This window comes from Peptoniphilus sp., assembly GCF_022767005.1.
In the GTDB taxonomy this organism is placed as follows: Bacteria; Bacillota; Clostridia; order Tissierellales; family Peptoniphilaceae; genus Peptoniphilus_A.
The window spans coordinates 15,408-39,221 of the sequence record NZ_JALEOV010000025.1 but is presented as its reverse complement, the minus strand read 5'-3'; the positions used below and the strand labels follow the sequence as shown (position 1 = coordinate 39,221).

24 protein-coding genes, 1 tRNA gene, 1 pseudogene and 1 riboswitch are annotated in these 23,814 nt (G+C 31.0%); of the genes and pseudogenes, 6 read left to right on the top strand and 20 right to left on the bottom strand.

Annotated features, from left to right (window positions below; translation table 11 throughout):
• Together MR285_RS02030 and MR285_RS02025 are read right to left on the bottom strand one after the other, a co-directional pair.
• Positions 1-138: pseudogene (locus MR285_RS02030) on the bottom strand (tryptophan--tRNA ligase); the annotation flags it as partial.
• A 1-nt stretch (position 139) separates the two neighbouring features.
• Positions 140-1,432, bottom strand: a complete 1,293-nt coding sequence (locus tag MR285_RS02025; protein WP_293557515.1) for an amidohydrolase — start codon at positions 1,430-1,432, stop codon at positions 140-142.
• Positions 1,433-1,529: 97 nt separating this feature from the next.
• On the opposite strand from MR285_RS02025, the gene MR285_RS02020 reads away from it, so the two are divergent.
• From MR285_RS02020 to MR285_RS02000, 5 genes are read left to right on the top strand one after another with little or no spacing between them, the layout of a single operon-like run.
• Positions 1,530-2,177 (top strand): trimeric intracellular cation channel family protein, encoded by a 648-nt coding sequence (locus tag MR285_RS02020; protein WP_293557513.1) that lies wholly within the window; start codon positions 1,530-1,532, stop codon positions 2,175-2,177.
• 9 nt (positions 2,178-2,186) lie between these two features.
• Positions 2,187-2,498, top strand: coding sequence for an MTH1187 family thiamine-binding protein (locus tag MR285_RS02015; RefSeq protein ID WP_293557511.1), 312 nt, complete (start codon positions 2,187-2,189; stop codon positions 2,496-2,498).
• A 59-nt stretch (positions 2,499-2,557) separates the two neighbouring features.
• A complete protein-coding gene (locus MR285_RS02010; RefSeq protein ID WP_293557509.1) occupies positions 2,558-3,520 on the top strand; it encodes a P1 family peptidase in 963 nt (320 codons plus the stop codon).
• Between the two features lie 41 nt (positions 3,521-3,561).
• Positions 3,562-4,311 carry an ECF transporter S component gene (locus MR285_RS02005; protein ID WP_293557507.1) on the top strand — a complete coding sequence of 250 codons (750 nt, stop codon included), beginning with the start codon at positions 3,562-3,564 and terminating at the stop codon, positions 4,309-4,311.
• A gap of 1 nt (position 4,312) precedes the next feature.
• Positions 4,313-5,095 (top strand): type III pantothenate kinase, encoded by a 783-nt coding sequence (locus MR285_RS02000; RefSeq protein WP_293557505.1) that lies wholly within the window; start codon positions 4,313-4,315, stop codon positions 5,093-5,095.
• A 12-nt stretch (positions 5,096-5,107) separates the two neighbouring features.
• Here the strand turns inward: MR285_RS02000 and murI are convergent, their stop codons facing one another.
• The 3 genes from murI to MR285_RS01985 all read right to left on the bottom strand — a co-directional run bounded on the left by murI (position 5,108) and on the right by MR285_RS01985 (position 6,893).
• Positions 5,108-5,935, bottom strand: a complete 828-nt coding sequence (murI, locus tag MR285_RS01995) for a glutamate racemase (RefSeq protein ID WP_293557503.1) — start codon at positions 5,933-5,935, stop codon at positions 5,108-5,110.
• A gap of 105 nt (positions 5,936-6,040) precedes the next feature.
• A tRNA-Lys gene (locus MR285_RS01990) sits at positions 6,041-6,116 on the bottom strand.
• 87 nt (positions 6,117-6,203) lie between these two features.
• Positions 6,204-6,893, bottom strand: a complete 690-nt coding sequence (locus tag MR285_RS01985; protein ID WP_293557501.1) for a GntR family transcriptional regulator — start codon at positions 6,891-6,893, stop codon at positions 6,204-6,206.
• A gap of 150 nt (positions 6,894-7,043) precedes the next feature.
• Here MR285_RS01985 and MR285_RS01980 point away from each other — a divergent pair, with 150 nt between their 5' ends.
• Positions 7,044-7,679 carry a PepSY domain-containing protein gene (locus MR285_RS01980; RefSeq protein WP_293557500.1) on the top strand — a complete coding sequence of 212 codons (636 nt, stop codon included), beginning with the start codon at positions 7,044-7,046 and terminating at the stop codon, positions 7,677-7,679.
• A 688-nt stretch (positions 7,680-8,367) separates the two neighbouring features.
• On the opposite strand, the gene MR285_RS01975 is transcribed toward MR285_RS01980, so the two are convergent.
• The 15 genes from MR285_RS01975 to MR285_RS01905 all read right to left on the bottom strand — a co-directional run bounded on the left by MR285_RS01975 (position 8,368) and on the right by MR285_RS01905 (position 23,799).
• Positions 8,368-9,324: a diaminopimelate dehydrogenase gene (locus MR285_RS01975; RefSeq protein WP_293557498.1), complete on the bottom strand. Its 957-nt coding sequence runs from the start codon at positions 9,322-9,324 to the stop codon at positions 8,368-8,370.
• A gap of 46 nt (positions 9,325-9,370) precedes the next feature.
• Positions 9,371-10,096, bottom strand: a complete 726-nt coding sequence (dapB, locus tag MR285_RS01970) for a 4-hydroxy-tetrahydrodipicolinate reductase (protein WP_293557496.1) — start codon at positions 10,094-10,096, stop codon at positions 9,371-9,373.
• The gene (gene dapA / locus MR285_RS01965) at positions 10,093-10,965 is read right to left on the bottom strand and encodes a 4-hydroxy-tetrahydrodipicolinate synthase (RefSeq protein ID WP_293557494.1); all 873 of its coding nucleotides are present in this window, start codon (positions 10,963-10,965) and stop codon (positions 10,093-10,095) included. Before dapA ends, dapB begins: the two co-directional genes overlap by 4 nt.
• A gap of 11 nt (positions 10,966-10,976) precedes the next feature.
• The gene (locus MR285_RS01960) at positions 10,977-12,140 is read right to left on the bottom strand and encodes an aspartate kinase (RefSeq protein ID WP_293557492.1); all 1,164 of its coding nucleotides are present in this window, start codon (positions 12,138-12,140) and stop codon (positions 10,977-10,979) included.
• A 10-nt stretch (positions 12,141-12,150) separates the two neighbouring features.
• Positions 12,151-13,437 carry a diaminopimelate decarboxylase gene (gene lysA / locus MR285_RS01955; RefSeq protein WP_293557490.1) on the bottom strand — a complete coding sequence of 429 codons (1,287 nt, stop codon included), beginning with the start codon at positions 13,435-13,437 and terminating at the stop codon, positions 12,151-12,153.
• Between the two features lie 66 nt (positions 13,438-13,503).
• Positions 13,504-13,645, bottom strand: a riboswitch (Lysine riboswitch).
• Between the two features lie 183 nt (positions 13,646-13,828).
• Complete coding sequence (locus MR285_RS01950) at positions 13,829-15,247, bottom strand: aldehyde dehydrogenase family protein (RefSeq protein ID WP_075660172.1); 1,419 nt, start codon at positions 15,245-15,247, stop codon at positions 13,829-13,831.
• On the bottom strand, positions 15,237-16,064 hold the full coding sequence (gene eutJ / locus MR285_RS01945; protein ID WP_293557488.1) for an ethanolamine utilization protein EutJ: 828 nt from the start codon (positions 16,062-16,064) through the stop codon (positions 15,237-15,239). The genes MR285_RS01950 and eutJ overlap by 11 nt, the downstream gene beginning before the upstream one ends.
• Before the next feature lie 4 nt (positions 16,065-16,068).
• Positions 16,069-16,716 (bottom strand): phosphate propanoyltransferase, encoded by a 648-nt coding sequence (locus tag MR285_RS01940; protein ID WP_293557486.1) that lies wholly within the window; start codon positions 16,714-16,716, stop codon positions 16,069-16,071.
• Positions 16,717-16,736: 20 nt separating this feature from the next.
• Positions 16,737-17,600 (bottom strand): hypothetical protein, encoded by an 864-nt coding sequence (locus MR285_RS01935; protein WP_075660169.1) that lies wholly within the window; start codon positions 17,598-17,600, stop codon positions 16,737-16,739.
• 7 nt (positions 17,601-17,607) lie between these two features.
• Positions 17,608-18,753, bottom strand: coding sequence for a methionine adenosyltransferase (metK, locus tag MR285_RS01930; protein WP_293557485.1), 1,146 nt, complete (start codon positions 18,751-18,753; stop codon positions 17,608-17,610).
• A gap of 5 nt (positions 18,754-18,758) precedes the next feature.
• A complete protein-coding gene (locus MR285_RS01925) occupies positions 18,759-19,760 on the bottom strand; it encodes an AraC family transcriptional regulator (protein ID WP_293557484.1) in 1,002 nt (333 codons plus the stop codon).
• 9 nt (positions 19,761-19,769) lie between these two features.
• On the bottom strand, positions 19,770-21,050 hold the full coding sequence (locus MR285_RS01920) for a PocR ligand-binding domain-containing protein (RefSeq protein ID WP_293557483.1): 1,281 nt from the start codon (positions 21,048-21,050) through the stop codon (positions 19,770-19,772).
• Between the two features lie 46 nt (positions 21,051-21,096).
• Positions 21,097-22,206 (bottom strand): iron-containing alcohol dehydrogenase, encoded by a 1,110-nt coding sequence (locus MR285_RS01915; protein WP_075660166.1) that lies wholly within the window; start codon positions 22,204-22,206, stop codon positions 21,097-21,099.
• 4 nt (positions 22,207-22,210) lie between these two features.
• Positions 22,211-23,527 (bottom strand): aldehyde dehydrogenase, encoded by a 1,317-nt coding sequence (locus MR285_RS01910; protein ID WP_075660165.1) that lies wholly within the window; start codon positions 23,525-23,527, stop codon positions 22,211-22,213.
• 8 nt (positions 23,528-23,535) lie between these two features.
• On the bottom strand, positions 23,536-23,799 hold the full coding sequence (locus MR285_RS01905) for a EutN/CcmL family microcompartment protein (protein WP_075660164.1): 264 nt from the start codon (positions 23,797-23,799) through the stop codon (positions 23,536-23,538).
• Between the last annotated feature and the right edge of the window lie 15 nt (positions 23,800-23,814).

Below are 23,814 nucleotides of genomic sequence, written 5' to 3'. Positions count from 1 at the left end.
GTGCATATCAACTATACAGTATAGACAATTGTATTCATCTTGAAGTCCAATAAAATTTTTTAAAGCTCCAATATAATTTCCAATTGTTAGAGAACCAGAAGGTTGAATCCCACTGTAAACTATTTTTTTATCATCCATTTTAATTTTCTCCTCTTGTTTTTATATCTTTCCATCTCTTATTTACAATTTCTCTAACTTTTTTTTCATCTACATTTACAAGTTTTCTGTCCTTCATAATAAACTTTCCGTCACAAATTACAGATTCAACATCAGCTGAGTTTGCTGAGTAGACAAGTGCTGAAATCAAATTGTTCTTAGGTGTAAAGGAATTTGAATTCAAATCAAAAATTGTTAAATCGGCAATGTAATCTTCCTTTATTAGTCCAAGTTTTTCAAATCCAAGAGCTTCTGCACCATTTACAGTCGCCATTTTTAAAATTTCAATTGCCGGAACAGCTTTTTCATTCATTGTAACAGCTTTATTTACAATCCCACCAATATGCATTTCTTCTACAAAGTCTTGATTGTTATTTGATGAATCGCCGTCAGTTCCCATTGCCAATTTTATATTGTTTCTTAGCATTTTATCCACTGGCGTAAATCCACTTGCAAGTTTTAAATTTGATGATGGATTGTATACTGGGTAAAATTTTTTATTTTTTACAAGCTCTATTTCTTCATCAGTTATGTGTACACAGTGTGCTGCAATTATTTGACTGTCCAAAAGTCCCAAAGTGTTTACATATTCAATTGGCGTCATTCCATATTCTTTTTTTGAGTTTTCAACTTCAGTTAGTGTCTCTGATAAGTGAATGTGAATTAAACTGTCATAATTTTCCTTTGCTCTTTTTGCAATTTCTTTCAAAAATTCTGTGGAACAGGTGTAAATTGCGTGAGGTGCAGGAACAACTTTTATTCTACCGCCACATTTGTTTTGATAATTCTTGTAAAGAGCGTCAAATTCCTCTAACTTTTCTTCGCCCTTTCCATCGACATCTGTCATTCCACGAGTTAGAACTCCACGAATTCCCGATTCAATTGCTGCATCGCCAACTCTATCCATTTCGTAATACATATCGCAAAAAGTTGTAACGCCTGATTTTATATTTTCTATAATAGAAAGTATTGACGACCAATAAATGTCTTCTCTATTTAATTTTGCTTCAATGGGCCAAATTTCATTTTCAAGCCAATCCATTAGAGCCAAATCGTCGGCATAATTTCTAAAATAGCTCATGCCAAGATGAGTGTGTGCATTGACAAATCCCGGTGTCAAAAGTTTATCTTCGCCATTAATTATTTCATCTGCATCTAAATTTAGATTTTCGCCGATTTTTTTTATTTTATTTTCTTCAATGAAAATATCTGCATTGTCTATTATTTTTTCCTTTTCTATATCTAAATAGGAAATATTTTTTATTAATACGCTCATAATTCCTCCAATAGTATTATTATAACAAAGATTAAAAAATTTTTTTAATTTATTGAAATTTATGTCCTATAAAAATAAACTTTGATATAATATTTTTATGAATGGAAATTATTTAGAATTTAATATATTTTTCGACATTATTGGCACAATTGCCTTTGCAATTTCTGGCGCCATACTTGGATGCAAAAAGAAAATGGACATTCTTGGTGTAATCGTTTTGGGACTTGTTACGGCGCTAGGAGGTGGATTTATTCGCGACCTTGTCCTTGGAATAACGCCACCAAAGATGTTTCAAAACTCGACTAACGCTATTATATCCACTGTATTTTCAATTTTAGTTTTTATTTTTTATTTACAAAAATCTGGATTTGAACATTCCAACTGGATTAAAATAATGAATAAGTTTATGATGATTACAGATACCATAGGTCTTGCCTCCTTTACCATTACTGGAATGGCGACGGCAATTTCCCTTGGTCACAATCAAAAATTTCTTTTGATTTTTGTAGGATCAATAACTGGCGTTGGTGGAGGAATGATTCGTGATGTATTAGCAGGAACTATTCCCTTTATCTTTCGCGAACAAATTTACGCAGGCGCCTGCATATTAGGTGCCACAGTTTTCATAATAGCAAGACACTTTTTAGGTTATCAACTTTCAATGATAATTTGCTTTTTCACAGTTTTAATTTTTAGACTTTTAGCTGTAAAGAGAAATTGGAATTTGCCTAGAATAAAAGATTAGGAGGAAAAAATGGCAGTAGCAGAATTAACACTTGTACCCATAGGAACAAATACCACATCTATTAGTAAGTACATTGCAAATGCTCTTGATTCAATTGGTGAAATTGAAGGGCTTACTTATGAACTTAACCCAATGGGAACAGTTATATCTCATAGTGATTTATCAGTTTTATATGATGTTATAAGAAAAATGCAAGAGTCAGTTTTTGAAAATGGAGCAAATAGAGTTTACTCTGTTATTAAAATTGACGACAGACGTGACAAAAATTATACATTTAAAGATAAAGTAAAGTCTGTAAATGAAAAGAGAAAAAACAAATAGTTAAAAAACCTCATCTTAGATGGGGTTTTTTGCTAAATTGATTTTTAGGAGGAAAAAATATGTACGAGGGATTTTTAACTGATGTCAAGGGAATAAAACTTGGTCACGCAGAAGATGCTCATGCTCTTACTGGCACAAGCGTGGTCTTGTGTGAAGATGGTTTTACTGCAGGAGTTGATGTCCGTGGTGCTGGACCAGGCACTCGTGAAACTGACCTTTTGCGTGCAGAAAATTTAGTACAACAAGTTCACGCAGTTTTTTTAACTGGTGGCTCTGCTTATGGCCTTGATGTTGGCGGCGGTATTATGAAATTTTTAGAAGAAAAAAATTGTGGCTTTGATGTGGGTGTTGGTGTTGTACCCATAGTTCCCGGCGCAGTTTTATTTGATCTCGCAATAGGTGATGCAAAAGTTCGCCCTGATTTTAATATGGGTTATTCTGCAGCAAAAAATGCAAGGGATAAAGATAAAACAATGGGAAATTTTGGCGCAGGTTGTGGCGCAAGCGTTGGAAAAATCTTGGGCAATGATTTCGCAATGAAATCTGGCATTGGTCAATCCTCTGTAAAAGTTGACAAACTTGTTGTCTCCTCTATTGTCGCACTAAATGCCTTGGGGGATATTTTTGACTATGAAGCGGGAAAAAGAATTGGCGGAGTTTACGACAAGAAAAATAAAAAATTTTTAGAAACTAATACTCTTTACGAAAACAAATTTAAAGACTATAATCTATTTAGCCCAGCCAACACAACAATATCTGTCATTGCAACAAATGCAAAACTCACTAAAGCAAATTGTAACAAGATCTCACAAATGGCTCATGACGGTTATGCAAGGAGCATTAATCCAGTGCACACAATGAACGATGGAGATACTATCTTTACACTTTCTAATGGCGAAATCGAAACAGATATAAATTTAGTTGGCATACTTGCTGCAAAGACTATTTCAAGGTCTATTGCAAATGCAATTTATTCTGCAAAAGATGCAGGCGGGCTTGTAAGTTATAACAGCATCAAATGATGCGTGAAGGGTATCTTTTTGAACCCTATCTGGAGGTAAAAATGAATAAAAGTATTGAACGTAACAGAAAGCTAGTAATAGCTGCTATGCTTGGTGCAATAACTGTTGTACTTAGTATGACGCCACTTGGGCTAATTCCACTTGGAGTTATTAATGCAACAACTATGCACATACCTGTAATTATTGCAGCTATCGCAGAGGGACCTGTTGTTGGTGCACTTGTTGGCCTTATTTTTGGAGTTTCTTCACTCTTAAATGCAATTTTAAGAAACGCCAGTCCCGTTGCCTTTGTCTTCTACAATCCACTCATCTCAGTTGTACCTAGAGTTTTAATTGGAATAACTTCTTATTATAGTTACATTGCAATGAAAAAACTTGAAGACAAAAATTTAAGGACTCTTACAAAAATTTTGTGGGGATTTGTTTCACTATTCTTAGCATATCTACTTTATAAGAATATAAAAACTGGTGGATCAACTCTTAACATTACTTTTGTAATAATACTGCTTGTATTATGTCTAGGATTTTTAATCTATTCCTTTAAGTCAAGCGAAAGGGACTTCCCTATTGCCATAGGAGCCTTTGTTGGTTCCATGACTAATACAATTTTAGTTCTAGGCGGAATTTATTTAATCTACGCAAAAAGATATGTAGAAGCACTTAACATTCCAATGGAAAGTGCAAAATCAGCAATACTTGGAGTATCTGTAACATCAGGAATACCTGAAGCAATTCTATCTGTTATAATCACTACGGCAGTTATAAAAGCTTTAAAATCAAGAAGGGGTTAATATGTTACTTACAATTGATATAGATAATAAAAACACTGACTTTGGTATATTCGACGAAAATAAACTTGTCACGAAATTTTCAATAATGACTGACAAAAATAGGTCTGCTGAAGAAATTAAACTAACTATTAAACTTATATTGATGGATAAAAAAATTGAATTATCTGACATAAAGGATATTATTCTTTCAACAGTAGTTCCTGAACTTAATTCAAACTACGAAAATATTTCCATAGACCTCCTTGGCAAAAGTCCAATAGTTATTTCTGCTGGAGTAAAAACTGGTTTAAATATAAAATGTGAGAGTCCAAGAGAAGTTGGCACAGACAGAATTATAAAGGCAGTGGCTGCTACTAATAGGTACAAGGAAAATATTATAATTATTTCCGCCTCATCTGTTACTACAATTGACTATATCAATTCAAAAAAAGAATTTCTAGGTGGATTAATCCTTCCAGGAATAAATCTTCTTCAAGATTCATTAGTTAAGGGCAGTGCAAAACTTCCCCATGTGGAAATAAAAAAACCTGAAGACGTAATTGGCAAAAATACAGAAAAAGCCATACAAAGAGGAATTTATTTTGGATATAAAAAGGCTGTGCTTGGAATAGTCGATGAAATTGTAAATGCCTATTCCTTAAATAAAGAAAATACAAAATTTTTAATCACAGGTTCCTTTGCCAGTCTTTTAAAAAATGAAACTTATCTCTTTGAAGAAGATCAAACACTTGGAATTGTCGGATTAAAAATAATTTATGATTTGAACAAAAATAAGGCTTCCTAATAATAGGGAGCCTTATCTTTTATACTTTTCTAAGTCTTCAATTTTAACGTGGTGAAATTTTACATTGAAATCACTCAAGTCTACTATCTTATCCATTGTGAAACGAAACTTGTCTATGTCGCCAGTAATATAGAAGTCAATAGTTCTATCTGGAATTTCTTCATTACCTATATTTAAAATATTAATGGCATCTGAAACAGTTTTATAAGCTGGGTCTACCATTAAAACTTTTTTGCCTTGTCTTTTAAAAATTCTCTTAAAAGAATCTTCAACAATTGGATAATGAGTGCAAGCAAGGATCATGGTGTCGAAATCATAATCTCCAAACTCGTCTAAATATTTTTCTACAATTGCATCTATATGGTCGTCTTCAAGCTCTCCTCTTTCAATGGCAAGTGTAAGCTCTGGGCAATAGACTGACTTTAGTTCAAGAGATGGATCCATATTTTTTAAAACTTTATCATAAATTCCACTTTGTACACAAGACTTTGTCGCAACTAAAGCAACCTTTTTGTTCTTAGTCCTTTCAATTGCATTCATGCTTCCTGGTTCAACTACACCAATAATTGGATAATTGTAAATAGAATTTGCATCTTTAAGTCCATGACTCGTTGCAGTATTGCAAGCGATTATAGAAAGATCAACACCTAAGTCTTCAAAGAAACCCATAACTTCAATTGTGTATTCTCTTATTTCCTCGTCTTTTCTTGCGCCATAAGGCATTCTCATGGTATCTCCAAAGAAAGCAAAATTTTTATTTTTTATTTTATTTAAAGCAACTTTTAAAACAGAAAGTCCGCCGACTCCGCTATCATAAAAGCCAATCAAATCTTTTTTCATTAAATCACCAACACTTTTATTATAATACTATACATGATGAAAAACAAAAATAATACAAATTTCTTTAAAAAAAGTCTGTAAACATTAAATTTACAGACTTATAAGTGGTGCACCTTTACGGACTCGAACCGTAGGCCCACTGATTAAGAGTCAGTTGCTCTACCAACTGAGCTAAAGGTGCAAATTACAATTTCATTATGAAATTTTTACATTGTCGATGCAACAGAAATAATTATAAATAAAAAAAATTCTATTGTCAAGCATTTTTTTAAATTCTAAACATTTTATAATCTGCTTGTTCTTCAAACATACAATATAAATTTTCAATAGTTTTTTCGCTGGCTTTTTTTGCTTCAGCAGGTTTCTTTTCCTCAATTAAATTATATATCTTTTGCAAATTATTATAATGCTTTCTGTAATTTTTCTTTTCTTTAAATATAAAATTTCCAAATCTATAAAGTCTCTTGTTAATCATATTCATGACTTCAACTAAAATTTCATTGTTGAGAGAACTGACAAGTGCCATATTCCATTCGATAATTAAATTTTGAGCCAACTCTTCATCTTTATTGTCAATTGCAATTCTAAGATCTTCATTAACCTTTTGAAAATACTCAGTTTTTTCATTAAGACCTTTTCTCGCTAAAAGTTCCACTGCAAGAGGTTCCAATGACTTCCTAACGATATAAAGATTTTTTGCCTCTTTTACAGAAATCTTGGAAACAATAAAAGACTTCCTTGGAAAACTTGTTACAAGCCCATCTTCTTCTAATTTTTTTAAGGCTTCTCTAACTGGAGTTCTACTGACTCCAAGATTAGAAGCGATTTCCATTTCTATTAACTTATCTCCCGGAAGTAATATGTTTTTTAAAATTTTTTCTTTTAAATCTCTATAAACTAAATTACTAAGAGATTTTTTATTGCTTCGAAGATCCAAAAAGTCCACTCCCCTATTCATTAAAATGTTTTCCTCTGCGGCTATAAATCTTTTTTTAATTATATCACATAAAATGCACTTTAAAGCTAAAATAATTATAATAATTTACAAAAAGTTTATTAATTAAGTTATTGGGTAAACTAATGATATTAACAACAGGAGGATAATAATATGAAAAAGAAATTTTTAGCGATAACTTTAGGACTTACTTTAGCACTTACACTATCAGCTTGTTCTAGCAGAAAAAATAAAACTACTGAAGATACAAAAAATAATTCAGCTGTAATTACTAATAAAGTAGAAAAAAATGAAAAAACTGGAGCTGTTGATAAGGACAACTCCAAAGTAGCTTCAAACAATAGCATAATGAAATCTCTCTCAGATGCAAAAATGACAAAGGAAGAAGCCTTTGACGAATTTAAAAAATTACACGTTGACGCAAAAATTGAATCTCTAAAATTAAAAACTGAAGGCACGGCTTTATTTTATGAAATTGATGGATATGATGCGGAAAAAGAATACGAAATTACAATTAATGCAGAAACCAAGGAAGTTATTAAAGACGAATTTGAAACAGAAAAGAAACAGGACAATGTGTCTGACCTTCAAAAAAATCTATTGTCATCAGTAGACGGATTAATAGAAAAATCAGTAGCAGAAGCAGGCAAAGGCTATGCTGCAAAAGAGTATTCAGTTGAATATGACGACGGTAAATATGTAGTTGAAATTGAAGTTGAAAAAGATGGCACAGATATTTCCTACAAGTACGACATTGCATCTGGCGAATTAATTCAAAAAGATATGTAAACTAAAAAAGAGGAGTTATCATTAGTTTTATTTCTATGTCCGTTTTTATCTTGAAAATTAGGTTTTACTAAGAATTTTCTTCGTTAAAATATATGTAACCCTTTCGTACTTCACTTCGAAGGGACTTTTGCAATAATTTTCATAAAAAATAATAATGAATATAGCTTAGTATTCTTCAAAGATTAAACAACTACTATTAATTTTTCACATCACAAATTTTGAAGAGAATAATAACATGAAAACATAATGTTTCTGTTAATACAATTACTAAAATATTAGACTTTATTATTTCTACACTAAATATTTTGTATAGATACCATGAAACCAGTAAATTTAAAAGAGTTAAATACTTGTAAAAGTATATTTAGTAATTAGTTTAAAGAAACCTGTAATTCTTTTATGTAATCAATAGCTTAAAAAATTTTTTCGAAGCTAATAGTCTGCTATTTTAAAAACATATAATATTTACTTTTAGTTTAGAATAATTTGTATACTTATTGATTTTCAAAGTAGAATGAGATTTGATATTGTAAAGTATTCAAAATTTGACATATCTTTTTTCTTAGGACATTAAAGTCCTCCTAATTATTCTCTTATTAGGAGGACTTTTTATACACATACTATTGTCGCAATTTTTGCTTTCACACAACTTTTAAATTATTCACCTACAACAGCCTATAAATTCTTATTACAGATAATTTTTTATTAATTCTTCATGAGATAGCTCGTTGTAATAGGCTGGTGGAGTATCTAGCACTGTGTGAGCTCCATAGTTTTTATTTTCTACATATTTTAAAACCGCTCTCGATGCTGCTATCATTACCGCTGCTGTAAAGTCTGGGTTAGAGTCCAACTCTAATGTAAATTTATACAATTCACGATTATTTTCTAACGTTTCTCCAACTCTTATTACATGACCTCCATGTGGCATATTTGTATGATCTCTTTCAAACTCTTCTTCTGAAATAAATTTTACTTCTGTTTCATAAGGTTTGAAGTAATCTTCCATATTTACTATCTCTTCTCTAATTCTAGCTTCATCTTTTTTCTCACATACTACATAGCAAAGTCTATTGTGTGTTTCAAAACTCTTATAATCTTTTGAGTTTTCTTTAATATTTTCTATTATCTCTTCTTTTGGAATTGTATATTGAACCGCTCTCTTAACGCCTTTAATTCTTCTAACTGCATCACTATGCCCTTGGCTTACTCCCTTTCCCCAAAAAGTATTTGTATGACCCTTTGTTAAAATTGACTCTGCTATTAGACGATTTAAAGAAAATAAACCTGGATCCCAACCTGTTGATACAAAAGCTACCTTTCCATTTTTTATTGCAATATCATTCATTTTTTCAAAATATTGTGGAATATGTGCATGGTTATCATAAGCATCTACTGTGTTAAAATCTTTTATAATTTCTGGTGCCATCTCTGGTATGTCTGTTGCTGAACCTAGACTCAAAAGTAACAAGTCAATTTTGTCTTTGTATTCTAATAGATTTTTTATGCTTTCCATTTTGTCATCATTAAAGGACTTGCTATCTCTTCTTGTAAATATTTTTACTAATTTTAGATTTTCGTCTCTTTCTATAAGACCTCTAAGGGACTTTCCTAAATTTCCATATCCTACTATTCCAATTTTCATCTTTTTCCTCTTTTCTCTTTTTATTGATTAATTTCTTATAGAGTGTCTACTCTAATATATCTTTAAAATTATAAAGACCTTTTTCCTTTCCAAGTAAAAACTTAGCTGCTTTTATTGCTCCATTGGCAAAAATATTTTTTGACCCTGCACTGTGTTTAATCTCAAGTATCTCGCTATCTCCTGCAAAGATAACTGTATGATCTCCATTTATTGTGCCTGCTCTTATGCTTGAAATGCCCACTTCATTTTTATCGCGCATTTCGTGGATCTTTGTCCTATCATAAATTTCAGAAACATCTCTTTCTTTTTTAACTGCATCCAAGAGCATTAATGCCGTACCACTTGGAGCGTCTTTCTTTTTATTGTGATGAGCTTCTATTATTTCTATGTCAAAACCATCTAACATTTTTGTAAGCTCACTTACAATTTTCTCCATTACATTTATGCCCAATGAATAATTTCTTGAATAAATTACTGGAATTTCTTCTGATGCTTTTTTTAAATTATTCATAGTCTTTTCGCTAAGACCTGTTGTTGCTTCTACAAGTGGCTTTTTCCTCTCTACTGAAAATTTTATAGTCTTATCTACTATACTCTTATTTGAAAAATCTATAATTACATCAAAATCTACATCTACATCCTCAAAGTTATTATAAATATTTTTCTCTCTATCCTCTTTTTCTGCAAATCCACCTGCTATTTCAAAATCTCCATCTAAATTAAAGAAAGTCCTGCCCATTGCTCCTGTTATTCCAACTATAAATATTTTCATTTCACACCTAGTATTCTCTTTAAATTATATTTTGTATCTTCACTTGCCTCAAACAGTGGAAGTCTAAGCCCTCCTACCTCATATCCCAGTAAATTCATAGCTGCTTTTACAGGAATTGGATTTGGTTCTACAAAAAGTGCATCGTTTAATTCTTTTAAATCCGTTTGAATTTTAGCTGCTTTTTCTATCTCTCCATCTAAATACAATTTAGTCATATCATGAATTTTTTTTGGAAATATATTTGCTATAACAGAAATAACTCCCTTTGCCCCAAGGCTCATAAGTGGAATTGTAACATCGTCATTTCCTGAATATATGTCAAAATCATAACCTACAAGACTTCTTACCTTTGCAGCATAGGATAAATCGCCAGTTGCATCTTTCATTCCAATTATATTATCTATTTTTGAAAGCTCAAGAAGTGTCTTTGGATCAATGCCCATTCCCGTCCTTCCTGGCACATTGTATAAAAGCATTGGAATTTTTACACTTTCTGCAATTTTTTTAAAGTGTTCTATTAATCCTCTCTGTGAAGTCTTATTATAATATGGAGTTACTTGCAAAAGTCCATCTGCTCCAGCATCTTCGCACATTTTTGAAAGCAACATACCATGTCTTGTATCATTTGATCCTGCACCAGCAATAACTGGGATTCTGCCATTAATATAATCCGCTGTGAATTTTACAGTTTCTGCTTGTTCTTCATTTGTCATCGTAGACGCTTCTCCAGTTGTTCCTACTATTATTATTGCATCTGTTTCATTTTGTAAATGAAAATCCAATAGTTGTTGCAGTTTAGCATAATCTACGTCAAAATTTTCTTTAAATGGTGTTACTATTGCAACACCGCTACCAGTAAATAAAGTCATAATATCTCTCCTTATAAATCAAATTCTCTAATAAATAATTTCATAACTTTTTCTTTAATAACTGTATCTACAATTATTGATACGGAAATTTCCGATGTGGAAACTTGATAAAATTTAATATTATTTGCATTAAGTACATCAAATATCCTTGCAGCAACTCCGGGTTCAGTTCTCATTGCATTTCCAATCACTGAAACTTTTGATACATTTTCTATAAAATTAAATCCATCTCCAATTGAATTAATTGTATCCTTCTCCTCTATTACTGATGTAAAGGAAACATAAACTTCATCTCCAATAATACTTTGATTTATAACATCAATGTTAACTTCCTTTTTTGCAAGTTCTGAAAATAAATCTGCAATACTTTGATTTTCTAATTTTTTATTTACAAGCAAAATATTATCTATTGATGAAACTCCTCTTATAATACTTTTCTCCACATTTTCCTCCTTATCAATTACAGTTCCCAAGACATTGCAAGTATTTAGTGCAATATAAAGCTTTACTCCATATTTTTGTGCTAGCTCCACAGCTCTTGGATCAATTACTTTTGCACCAAGATGTGCCATTTCCATAGTCTCTTCATAACTTATGCGATAAAGTTTTTTTGCATTTTTATAAAATCTAGGATCTACTGTATATATTCCTTCAACATCTGTGTAAATTTCACAATCACATCCAAGCTTAGCTGCAAGGGCAACAGCTGATGTATCTGAACCTCCACGTCCAAGCGTTGTAGTATCTCCTACTTCATTAATCCCTTGAAACCCTGCCACAATTACAATGTAATTATCTCTAAGTTTTTCTTCAACATATTTTGTATCTACATCTAAAATCTTGCTAAATCCATATCTCCCATAAGTTTTAAATCCTGCTTGTGCTCCACTTAAAGATATTGCCTTCTCTCCTAAAGATTCAACTGCCATTGCAAGAAGTGATGAGGATACAAGTTCTCCCGTAGCCATCAAAACGTCCATCTCTCTCTTTTGAGGTTTTTTATTTATCTCTTGAGCTTTTTTTATTAAAATATCCGTGGTATCTCCCATTGCAGAAACTACACAGACTACATTGTTTAAATCTCTCTTTCTCTTGACCAAGTTCCTTGCAACACTCATAATCTTTTCTGCATTTGCAACGGAACTCCCTCCAAATTTCATAACAACATTTTTCATAATTCACCTATTACAAATCATTTCTCATTAAATCTTCATATGTTTCTCTTCTAACTGCAACCTTTACCTCATCTGATACAAAAATCATGGCAGGTCTTTCAACCCTATTATAATTACTAGACATTGAATAATTATACGCTCCAGTAGATGAAACTAAGATGAGGTCTCCCTCCTCTACCTTTGGAAGCATTATATCCCTTATAATAATATCTCCACTTTCACAACATTTACCTGCAATAGTATATACTTCTTCTAAATTATCATTAAATTTATTTGCAATAGAAGCCTCATACTTTGCACCATATAGCGCAGGCCTTATATTGTCATTCATTGAACCATCTATAAATATAAAATTCTTGCCACCATAGGTTTTTTTAATAATTTCCGCAGTATAAAGTGTGTGCCCAGCATTTGATATTAAACTTCTGCCTGGTTCTATGGTAATAGTTTTTATTTTTAAATTATTTTTTTCTAAAAACTCTTCGATTTTTTTAATATACCTCTTTAAAAATCCTTCAATTTCAAAGGGAGAATCTTCAGACGTATAATAAATTCCAAAACCTCCGCCTAAGTTAAGTTCTTCGATTCTAATGCCCTTATCACTAACTTTTTTTATAAAATTTATCATCTCATCTGCTTCAGAAAAGAAAGATTCCTCTCTAAAAACTTGTGAGCCAATATGTGCATGAAAACCAAGAAGTTCAAAATATTTTGAATTAGCTACTCTCTTAATAACATCAAATATATCATCTGAAAAAATCGAAAGACCAAATTTAGAATCATTTTTTGAAGTTGCAATATATTCATGAGTATGAGCATCAATTCCAGGATTAAGTCTAATTAATACCTTTTGCGTCTTTTTCTTATCCTTTAAAATAGCTTCAAGCTTATTTATCTCGCTTACATTATCTATTACAATTTTTCCAACACCAGAGTCAACTGCAAATTCAAGTTCTTTTTTCAACTTATTATTTCCGTGAAAATATATTTTATCTGCACTCATTTTTGAATTTAAAATCGTATAAATTTCACCGCCACTTACAGCATCAATGGAAATACCCTCTTCACAAACAACATTGGCAATATACTTATTTAAAAGAGCCTTGGAGGCATATAAAATATTTGTATTGAATTTATTAGATTTAAAATTATTTTTAAATTTTCTAATAGTTTCCCTAAAAAAATCTTCATCCACAATATAAAGTGGCGTTCCATATTTTTCTTTCAAATAGTTCATGGAATACTTTCCCAAATATATTTCATTATCTACCACATTTAAATTTCCAAATAATTTCATAAAACTCTCCTTAAAACAAAAAAACTATGAGCAAAAGACTCATAGTTAAAATTCTCTTTTGCCCTCAATGAATAGAGCGCACTACAAAAGAAATGGGCATTTCTAATGTGACAGTTATACAGATATTCTCTGCATCCCCAGGATTTCTCCTTCGGCGATTTTTCCTTTCGTTAACCTACTCTTAAAAATCGCGACCTCTCTAAACATCGATCATTATTTAATTGTCATTTACTATAACATAGAGTTTATAACTTTGCAAGTGTTTTAAATATTTTATTTAGGCTCTATAACATGTTTTAAAGATTATAGAGCCTCTTTTATACATGAAAACACTCCTAAATCTCAAGGATGATTTTGGAGTGTTAAATAAATATATATTTTTATTTAATTTTTATCTAATGTTAAATGAATCTTTAATTACACATCTTCTTATTCTGCAAAAACTCTTTGCACTTGTTATCCCTTCACCTGTAGGTCCAGCAATTGTGAAAGTTGTAGAGCCTTCTCCTCCAACACCTATTCCTGAATACGATGGTGCATTTTTAACAAAAATTGTGCATTCTAGTAGTTTTGCCATTTTTGAAAGTTTATCTACATTCTTAGAATGCATAATTGCTGTATGTCTATTTCCATGTTCTGCTTCGTGAGCACATTCTATTGCTTCATCTACATTTGGAACTGGCACTACTGGAAGTATTGGCATCATCATTTCTTCTTGTACTAGATGATGATATTTGTTAGTTTTAAATATTATTAGTCTAATATCCTCTGATACTTCTATACCAATTTTTTCTAGTATATACTTTGCATCTTTTCCTACGAATTCTGTCTTAGGTTTTCCATTTTCTTGGCTTACTAATTCATCAAGATTTTTTATATCTGTTTCGTTATCAAGTAAGTATGCTCCATTTTGTCTCATGTAATATATTAAGTCATCTGCTTTTGTTTCTACTACAAATACTTCTTTTTCTGCTATACATGGAACATTGTTATCAAAACTTGATCCATCAACTATATCTTTTGCCGCTTTTTTAATATCAGCTGTTTCATCTACAACTACTGGTGGGTTACCTGCTCCTGCACCAATCGCTTTTTTACCTGATGATAAAACTGTTTTTACAATTCCCGGTCCTCCTGTTGCTACGAGAAGTCTTACCTTTGGATTTTTCATCATTTCATTTGTTGCTTCTATTGATGGTTCTTTAACCATTGTAATTAAGTTTTCTGGTGCTCCATTTTCAACTAATGCTTTGTTTAACATTTGAATTAATAATATTGAAGTTTTCTTTGCACGAGGATGCGGTGAAAATACCACTGCATTTCCTCCAACTATCATAGATATTGAGTTAGATATTATTGTTTCTGTAGGATTCGTTGTTGGTGTAATTGAACCTATTACGCCAAATGGACAATATTCTTCAATCATTAATCCATTTGCGCCAGTAAGTGCGTTTGTTTTTAAATCTTCTTTACCAGGTGTTTTTTGTGCGGCAACTCTATTTTTTATTTTCTTATCACTTACTCTACCAATTTTTGTTTCTTCAACCGCCATTACAGACATTAAATTTAAATTATCTTCTTTTAATATAGTTTTTCTTATTACATTTGCAAATCTATCTCGTTCATCTAATGATAGTTCATAGAGTTGTTTTTGAGCTCTATCTGCTGCATCTATGGCTTCATCCATATTGTCAAAAACTCCATAATTATTCATACTATTTTTTGTTTGACTTTCGAAACTAATTTCCTCGTCTTTTTTTAAGTCTTCAATTACTTGTCTTACAATATCTTCTATCATACTATTTTCCATTTTTTCCTCCTAAACAACTCTTTGCTATTCCAAGTGGCGTCACTAATAACGCTTCTTTACTTCTATAAGTTTTTATTCCAGTTATTTTTTCAAATAATTCTTCAATTCCATCAAAGTTAGATGAACCACCTACTAGATAAAGTGAATCCACTTCTTTTCCTTCTAGATAATTTTTTACTATAGTTGCCATTTTTTCCAAAACCGGTTTTACTATGGCAAATATATCTTTGCTATTGGAATTAATCTTCACATCTTCAGCTTTATCCAAATCAATATTATAATATCCCGCTATAGTTAAATTCATGTGATGCCCACCTGTGGCTTCATCCCACGATCCTATTACTTTTCCACCTTTTAAAAGGCTTATACCGGTAGTACCACCTCCTAAATCAACTATTGCTCCATCACTTATTTTTAAAGTTTCTGCAGCGGCTGTAGGTTCATCAATTATATTTGTTACAATAAAATCACTAGATTCAACTACATTTGCTATTGCTTTAGTGCTTCTAGGATCTATTCCCGGTGGAATTGCACATGATGCATATATAAGCTTACTTCCCAGTCTTTCTTCAAGCTTTTCTTTTAACTCACGAACTATACTTATTGAACCTATATAGTCAACTACAACTCCATCTTTTACAACTTTAGCTGGTTTAATAATTCCAGTTATAGGTTTGTTTTTCTCATCGACAACTACAAGTACAATGTTTGCAGTACCAAGATCAACCCCTACTTTTAATTCTTTGTTTTTAAAATCTATAAATTTTTCTTCTTTTATAAGTTCTGAAAGCTGTAAAACTTCTTTATTACTAATCAATTTCTCACCTTACAAATTTTCTTATTACTGCATAGTCATTAGTTTTTATACCAACTGCATTTGCTTCATCTGTGTCAAGATGCATTTCTAATTGGTATTTATCGCTAACTCTAACTAGTACATTGCCCATTATAGCTTTCCTTTCTCCAAAGAATTCCACATCTACAAATTCGCCATCTCTTACATGCATAAAATCTGCATCTTCCGGTCTCATATGTATATGTCTTAAAGCTATTATAGTTCCAACTTCTAATTTAACACTTCCACATGGTCCTATTAACTCTATACCTGGTGTACCTTCAAGTTTTCCAGATTCTTTTATCGGAGCTTTTACTCCTAGTTTAAAGGAATCGGACAAAGATATTTCAACTTGCGATTTTTTTCTCACAGGGCCAAGAATCCTTACGTTTTTAAATTCACCCTTTGGTCCACGAACTATAACACATTCTTCTGAAGCAAATTGTCCTGGTTGTTTCAATGTTGATTTCTCAGTGAGCTTGTATCCTTTCCCAAACAAACTTTCCAGATCTTCTTGTGATAGATGTACATGTCTATTGGATACTCCTACAACAATTTTATGCTTATTTATATTATCAATTCTCCTACTAACTTCTTTTGTTATTTTTTTTACAAGTTCATTATTGTCCAACATATTACTTCCTTTTCCTTATATTAGAATATTAAATTTATTACAAAAACACTTAATGCAATAACAACGGCTGGTGGGTCAATGTATGTATCACAATGTGAGTTAAAGATTTTACCTGCAATAACCCAGAGTATTCCATTAATTAATCCTGTTAAAGCTGCAAAATATACATTTCCTGTCAGCACAAAAGTTGTAGCAGCCGGATAAGTTATATGGTGTGTAATTGGAATAGAAAATCCCATCTGTAGGAATATAAGTGATATTGCTGAGAACCCAAAAACAAATACAGGATATGCACCCATGGCTTCTTTCCCAACTCCTGCATCTATTAAAACTTTCCCTATAATTGCTATTCCTAGTCCAAATAAAAAACCAACGATACCATTCATTATAGCTTCATCTTTTGATAAAATTTCTCTTTTTTCTCCATTCTTTAACGATCCAATAAGAGAAGTTTTGCCAAGTATAAGTCTGTTTAGAAATAGTACAACGCATACGCTAAATCCAGGACTATCTGTTACAAAATACTTTTGCTTTTCAACTAATGTAAATGAAATTATTCCAACTACTCCATAAAGACCACCTACTAATAATGTTTTTATATCTCCTAATCCAAATAAAGATGCTAAAACATTTTGTGAACTGTCTAATTTTTTAGCATAATTTGCGGCATATGTCGCTGCTGCTGCCCCTGCTGCAAAAGATACATGAGGTCCAAAGAATGGTCCAAAGGCAACTGAACCTACCGTGTAGTCTATTACTCCTGCAATTGTCAAAGCTGAGCCTACTAAAGCAAATACACCCGTTATTATAAATGCCGGTATTGAACCATAAGCTGCACCGAAAAATCCTCCAGCAAAACCTACAAATATTGTTAAAATATCCATATTACACCTACTTTATTAAATTTTTTATTTCATTTTTTTTATCTGTTTTCTCCCATGTAAAATCGCTTTCATCTCTTCCAAAATGTCCATAAGCGGCTGTATTTTTATATATTGGCCTTTGTAATTTCAAATTCCTTATTATTGCATCAATACTTAAATCAAAGACTTCATTTGCTATTTTATAAATTTTATCCAAGCTTATTTTTTCTGTTCCAAAAGTATTTATATAAACACTTTCTGGATTTTCTTTACCAATTACATAAGCAAGTTGAACTTCACATCTATCACAAAGTCCTGCTGCAACAATGTTTTTAGCAACATATCTTGCCATATATGATGCGGATCTATCTGCTTTTGATGGATCCTTACCAGAGTAAGCTCCTCCACCATGACGTCCAACTCCACCATATGTATCAACTATAATTTTTCTACCTGTAAGTCCAACGTCTGCTTTAGGACCACCAATTGTAAATCTTCCTGTGGCATTTATATGAATTACTGTGTCTTTTCTAAGGAGCGAACTGTCAACTTCTTTTAAAATTACTTCCTTTATCAATTCATATCTAAGCGCTGTAATGTCTTTACTTTCTCTGTGATGAGCTGCTAAAACTACAGATTTTACATAAGAAGGCATATTATTTTCATAAACTAAGCTAACTTGCGATTTCCCATCTGGGTATAATCCAGCAATTATATTCTTTTTTCTAACTTCAGAAAGTCTCTTGCTAAGTCTGTGTGAAAGTTCACTAGATAGTGGAAGATATGATTTACTTTCATTTGTCGCGTATCCATATACTAACCCTTGATCTCCTGCACAAATCTTTTCACGATTAACTCCCCTAGCAATGTCCTTTGATTGCTCATCAATGTTTGTAAGTACTATAGCTTTATCTACATCAAAACCTGATTCATCTGTAGAATACCCTATTTCTCTAATAGTGTTTATTGCAACTTTTTCAACATTAACTTTTGCTTTTGATGTAACTTCACCTGCTAAAACTAAAAGATTGTTAGATATCATACTTTCAACAGCGACTCTTGAGTTAAAGTCTCCTCTTAAATATTCATCTAAAATTGAATCTGACACTAAGTCGCAAACTTTGTCAGGATGTCCTTCAGTTACAGACTCGGATGTAACGATAAATTTATTCATTTATTTCACCTAGCTTTTCTAAACTGTTCAACTGTTTCCTGTTCATATTTTTTAAATACCTTACTAAAATATCCATATTCGTTATAACCTAAATTAAAAGCTACATCTGATATGCTTTGATTTTCCAAAACTATATATTCCTTTGCCAAATTTATCTTCTTAAAGTGTATAAAATTAACAACTGTCATATTGTACTCAGATTTGAAAAGTCTACTTAAGTAACCCTGTGATATATTACATTCTTTTACCACATCGCTTAGAGATATATTTTTGTCAATATTTTCGTCAATATAAAGTAGAACATTTTCAAGTATTGGATAATTTATAGTACTTTTTCTCTTAAAATAATATTCTAAAATTTTAAACATCCAGTTTTTACATAGCCTCGAATCTGAAACAATTGCATTTGTGATTGGTATTTCTTTTTCTATTTTTTTTGCTTCATCTGTAATATTGTTTAAATTTATAATTCTATTTGCAATGCTTTTTAAACTACTTTTTATTTGAACTTTATTCTCTACTTCTTTATTTTTAAAATCATATTTATCAATATATTTTGTCAAATATTCGTATACAGCAAAGAAATCATTCATATTAACTTCTTTTTGCATCTCTAATACGAGATTAATTTCGTTAAAATTTTTATAATCTTTTTCATATAGTTTTAACTTCTCTTCAACTTTTTCATATGTTATAGGTCTAAGTATTACTTGGTTTAAATCTATATTTTTATATTCTCTTGAGAACAAATCAGATGGAAATGTCACCAAAAAAACCTTTATATCTTTATTCTCTTTTTTAACAACATCTATAAAATCTTTGCCATTCATAGAAGGCATCATAAATTCAGAAAACACTATATTTATGTTTTCCTTATTTATTAAATCAATCGCCTCCTTTGGAGTATTAACTTCATCTTTGATATAAAAATTTTTATTTCTCTCAATTGTCTTTTTCAAAGCAGTTCTTATTAAGATCTGATTGCTTACTAATAAAACACTATACATTCAATCATCCTAACTATTTAAACGATACTTCATGAATATTTTTGTATTTTTACTATTTTCTTCTATCTTTATTTGTAGATCTCCACTAAAAATATTTAAACTATCTTCTTCCATCTGTCTAAGATATTTATTGATATCTTCTATCTCAGTACTGACAATATGAGTGCTTTTAAATCTTTCAAATGAATCTTCGGAAATTCCTAATCCATTATCTTCTATAATTGCTATAAAATATTCACTATCTTTCTTTAGATGCACTTTTATTTCATAATCATCTTCGTTAAAATTAAGCCCTAGATAAGACATTATAATTACATAAGTAATCAAAGCTTTAAAAGGCATTTTTGTTTCTCTTACGTCATCTTCAATACTAATTTCATATTTTAATCTGTCTCTATATTGAATTTCCTTCATTTTAAAATACTCAATTAATGTCTTGTAAATAAAATTTGCTGAATTTGATTCTACATCTATAAAATTCATAACGAATTTCCTAAAATGTTCACTGTATTTACTAGTAATTTCAGCTTCTTCTATCAATGCAAGATTTGAAATTGACTCCATCATATTGTTTAAAAATAATAAATTAACCGTATTGTTAATAGACGAAATTTTCTTTTTTAATTCTAAATTCTTTTCTTCTACTTGAGCTAGCTTTTCTTCTAAAGCTTTGATTTTACTTTTATTTTCCTTTTCGTGGTAACTTGAAATTGCCTCTCTCTTTACTAATTCAGAAATTATAAGTTCTACTAATTTTACTGTCGACTCAAATTCTCTGTAAGTATATTTTTTAGCATCTGCATCTTCATCAAAAAAATCCAGCTTACTAAAATCAATTTCTTCTAATAAAAGTTGATCTTGCATACGAAGAATTTTTTCCGGAGGATCAGAGCAAATTGCTTGTCCACCTATAAAAGCTCCAAGATACTTATCATTTATAATTATTGGTATAGCTACTTCTAATAATTTAAATGGGCAAAAATATATAGATGTTTTCTTGGAAACTGCGGCTCTTATAGCACCAGATGCATCTGAAAGCTCACATATTTTCTTGTGCATTGGCGTCTGTCTAATATACTTGCATCTCTTAGAAAAATTTGTCATTTCCGTTAAAGGTTGACCTTTATAGTCAATGGTCACAAAGGCAAGTCCAGTAACATCAGAAATAACTCTTTGTATTTGCTCTAAATACTCCTTGCCAAATATAGAATAAAGATCTTCAGCATTTTTTCCATTTGTATATTTTTCATTAATTTTTATATTAGGTATATTCATCTTATTAATGTGCACTTAAACCCCTCCGTATCCAATTGTACTAAGAATAAGTTTATATAAGCTAATATATTTTTTCAATTATTTCTTTTATTTCTCCTTTTGTAATACTCTTAGGAGCAGTCTTCATACAATTATCCTTCAGTGCATTTGTTGTAAGTGTCTCCATTTCTCTTAACACTTTTTCTCTTTCTACATTACATTCGCTTAAATTCTTTGGCATATTCATTATCCTTTGCAATGTATTTATAAATTGTTTTAGACTGTTTAGGGATTCGTCATCAGTTTTTGCATTGGAAATACCAATTTTTCTTGCGAAGTTTGCATATCTAGATTTTATTTTTTTATCTTTTGCATTGTAGTCTATTACTTCATTAAGTATTAAACCATTACAAAGTCCATGAGGTAGATAAAATAATGCTCCTATTTGATGTGCTATTGCATGATTTATTCCAAGACCTGCCTCTTCAAATGACATTCCTGCCATCATAGAAGCTAAATGCATTTCTTCTTTTGCTTCAACATCTCTGTTTTTTAAAAAGCTTCTATATAAGTATTTAACAACTAATTCTCCTGCTTTTTCAGATAAAGCGTCTGAAAAAGAGCTTCTATTTTTCCCTACATATGCTTCAAGTGCATGTGTCAATACATCAATACCTGTGTTAGCAATTATTTTTCTCGGCAATTCTTTTAACAATGCTGAATCTAAAATTGCTAAATTTGGAAGCATATTATCACTTTGTAAAAGATGTTTTATATGTGTATCATTGTCTTTTATAACTGCAACGCTAGTAACTTCAGACCCTGTGCCACTTGTTGTCGGTACTGCAACAAAATAAATATCCTTTTTAAGTACTTCATTTCCAAAGTAAATTACTCCCTTTGAAGAATCTATTGAAGATCCGCCTCCGAAGCCTATTAAAATGTCAACATTTTCTTTTATAAATATAGTAAGTGCTTCACCAACAAGATCAAGTGTTGGATCTGGATTTACTTTGTCATATATAATAACTTTGTTAGATGATTTTATATTTCTTAAAAGAGTATTCATTAAAACGCTATTTGAAATAAAAGAATCGGTCATTATTAAAACTTTCTTATTTTCAAATTTTTGTAATACACTTAAGGCTTTCGCCCCAAATACAATTTCTGTTCCATTTTTTAATTTTTTCATTTAATCACCTTATTGAAAAAGCGTCTATTAAAGCACATCTTCTCCTACGTGCAAAATTTCTTGCACTTGTTGAACCTTCACCAGATCTATTTGCTATTGTGAAGCTCACAGGATTGTCGTCAGAAAATCCTATTCCATCAAGAGAGCAACCATTTTTTACAAATATTGAAGTTTGCATTGTCTTTGCAGCTATATTCAATCTCTCTATACTATTTGAATGTATTCCAGCTGTATGACGAAGTCCTTGTTCCAGGCATAAAGAAATTTCAAGTGCGTCTTCAAAGTTGCAAGCTTTAACTATTGCAATTACAGGCATTAAAAGTTCTTCTATTGCAAATGGATGAATCTTCGGAACATCTACAGCAATTAATCTATAATCTCCATGGAATTCTATTCCTGCAAAATCTAAAATTTCACTAACACTTTTTCCACCTAAAAATTTATTTGGCTTCATATCTTCTGTCAATAAAACTTTTGAAAGTTTTAACATATCATCAAAAGTATCAATATAAAATACATTCTCTTTCTCAAGAGCTTTTTTAAACTTTTCATAAATAGAACTTACAATTACTATATTTTTTTCTGTTACACATAAAATATTGTTATCAAAACTTGCACCTCTTACAATGCAATTTGCAGCTTTTTCAATATCCGCTGTTTCATCTACAATAAAAGTTGGATTTCCTGATCCTGCTGATATTACTTTCTTGTCGCATTTATTTGCCTGCCTTGCAATATCACTTCCACCTGTTACTACTAGTAGATTCACATCTGGATGATGCATTATCTCAGAAATATTTTTCATACTGACTTCAGAAAGTGTAGAGACTAGATTATCTATGCCGCATACTTTTAATATTGTAGTTGCAATTATATCTGTTAAATATTTAGTTACTTTTATTGCTCTCGGATGAGGACATAATATAACAGAATTTCCTGCCGCAAGTAAACCTATAACATTATTTATAACTGTTGCAACCGGATTTGTACTTGGCATCACTGCACAAGCTATTCCAAATGCTGAGTACTCATAAAGTGTCATAACTTTATCCTTTGTCAAAACTTCAGAAAGTAAATCTTCTGTACCTGGAGTTTTTTCTATTGCGAGTTTTATTTTTACTACTTTATCCTCAACACATCCCATGCAAGTTTCTTCATAGCCAATTTGTGCAAGTTCATCTACATGATTTAAAAGTTCTTTTCTTAATTCTCTTATTATTTCTTCTCTATCTGAAATGCCAAGCTTTATATATAATTTGTGAGCTGATTTTGAGGCGTCTATAGCCTCACAAACAGTATCAAAAACCGATCTTTTATTCATATCTTACCTCACACAATTAATTCATCTATTATACCTATTATTGCCAAATCTATTACTGAAGACTTCCTTTCATTTTCAACACGAACTGAAGATCCTCCACCAACTAATACAAGCTCACCAATTCCTGCTCCTACATAATCTGCGGCAACAGATTGATCCTTATATTCTTCTCCATTTGCATTAATAGGTTGAATAATCATAAGTTTGTAGCCAACTAGTGTATCATTTTTTCTAGTTGCTACAACATTACCTACTACTTTTGCAATAAACATACTATCACTACTCAC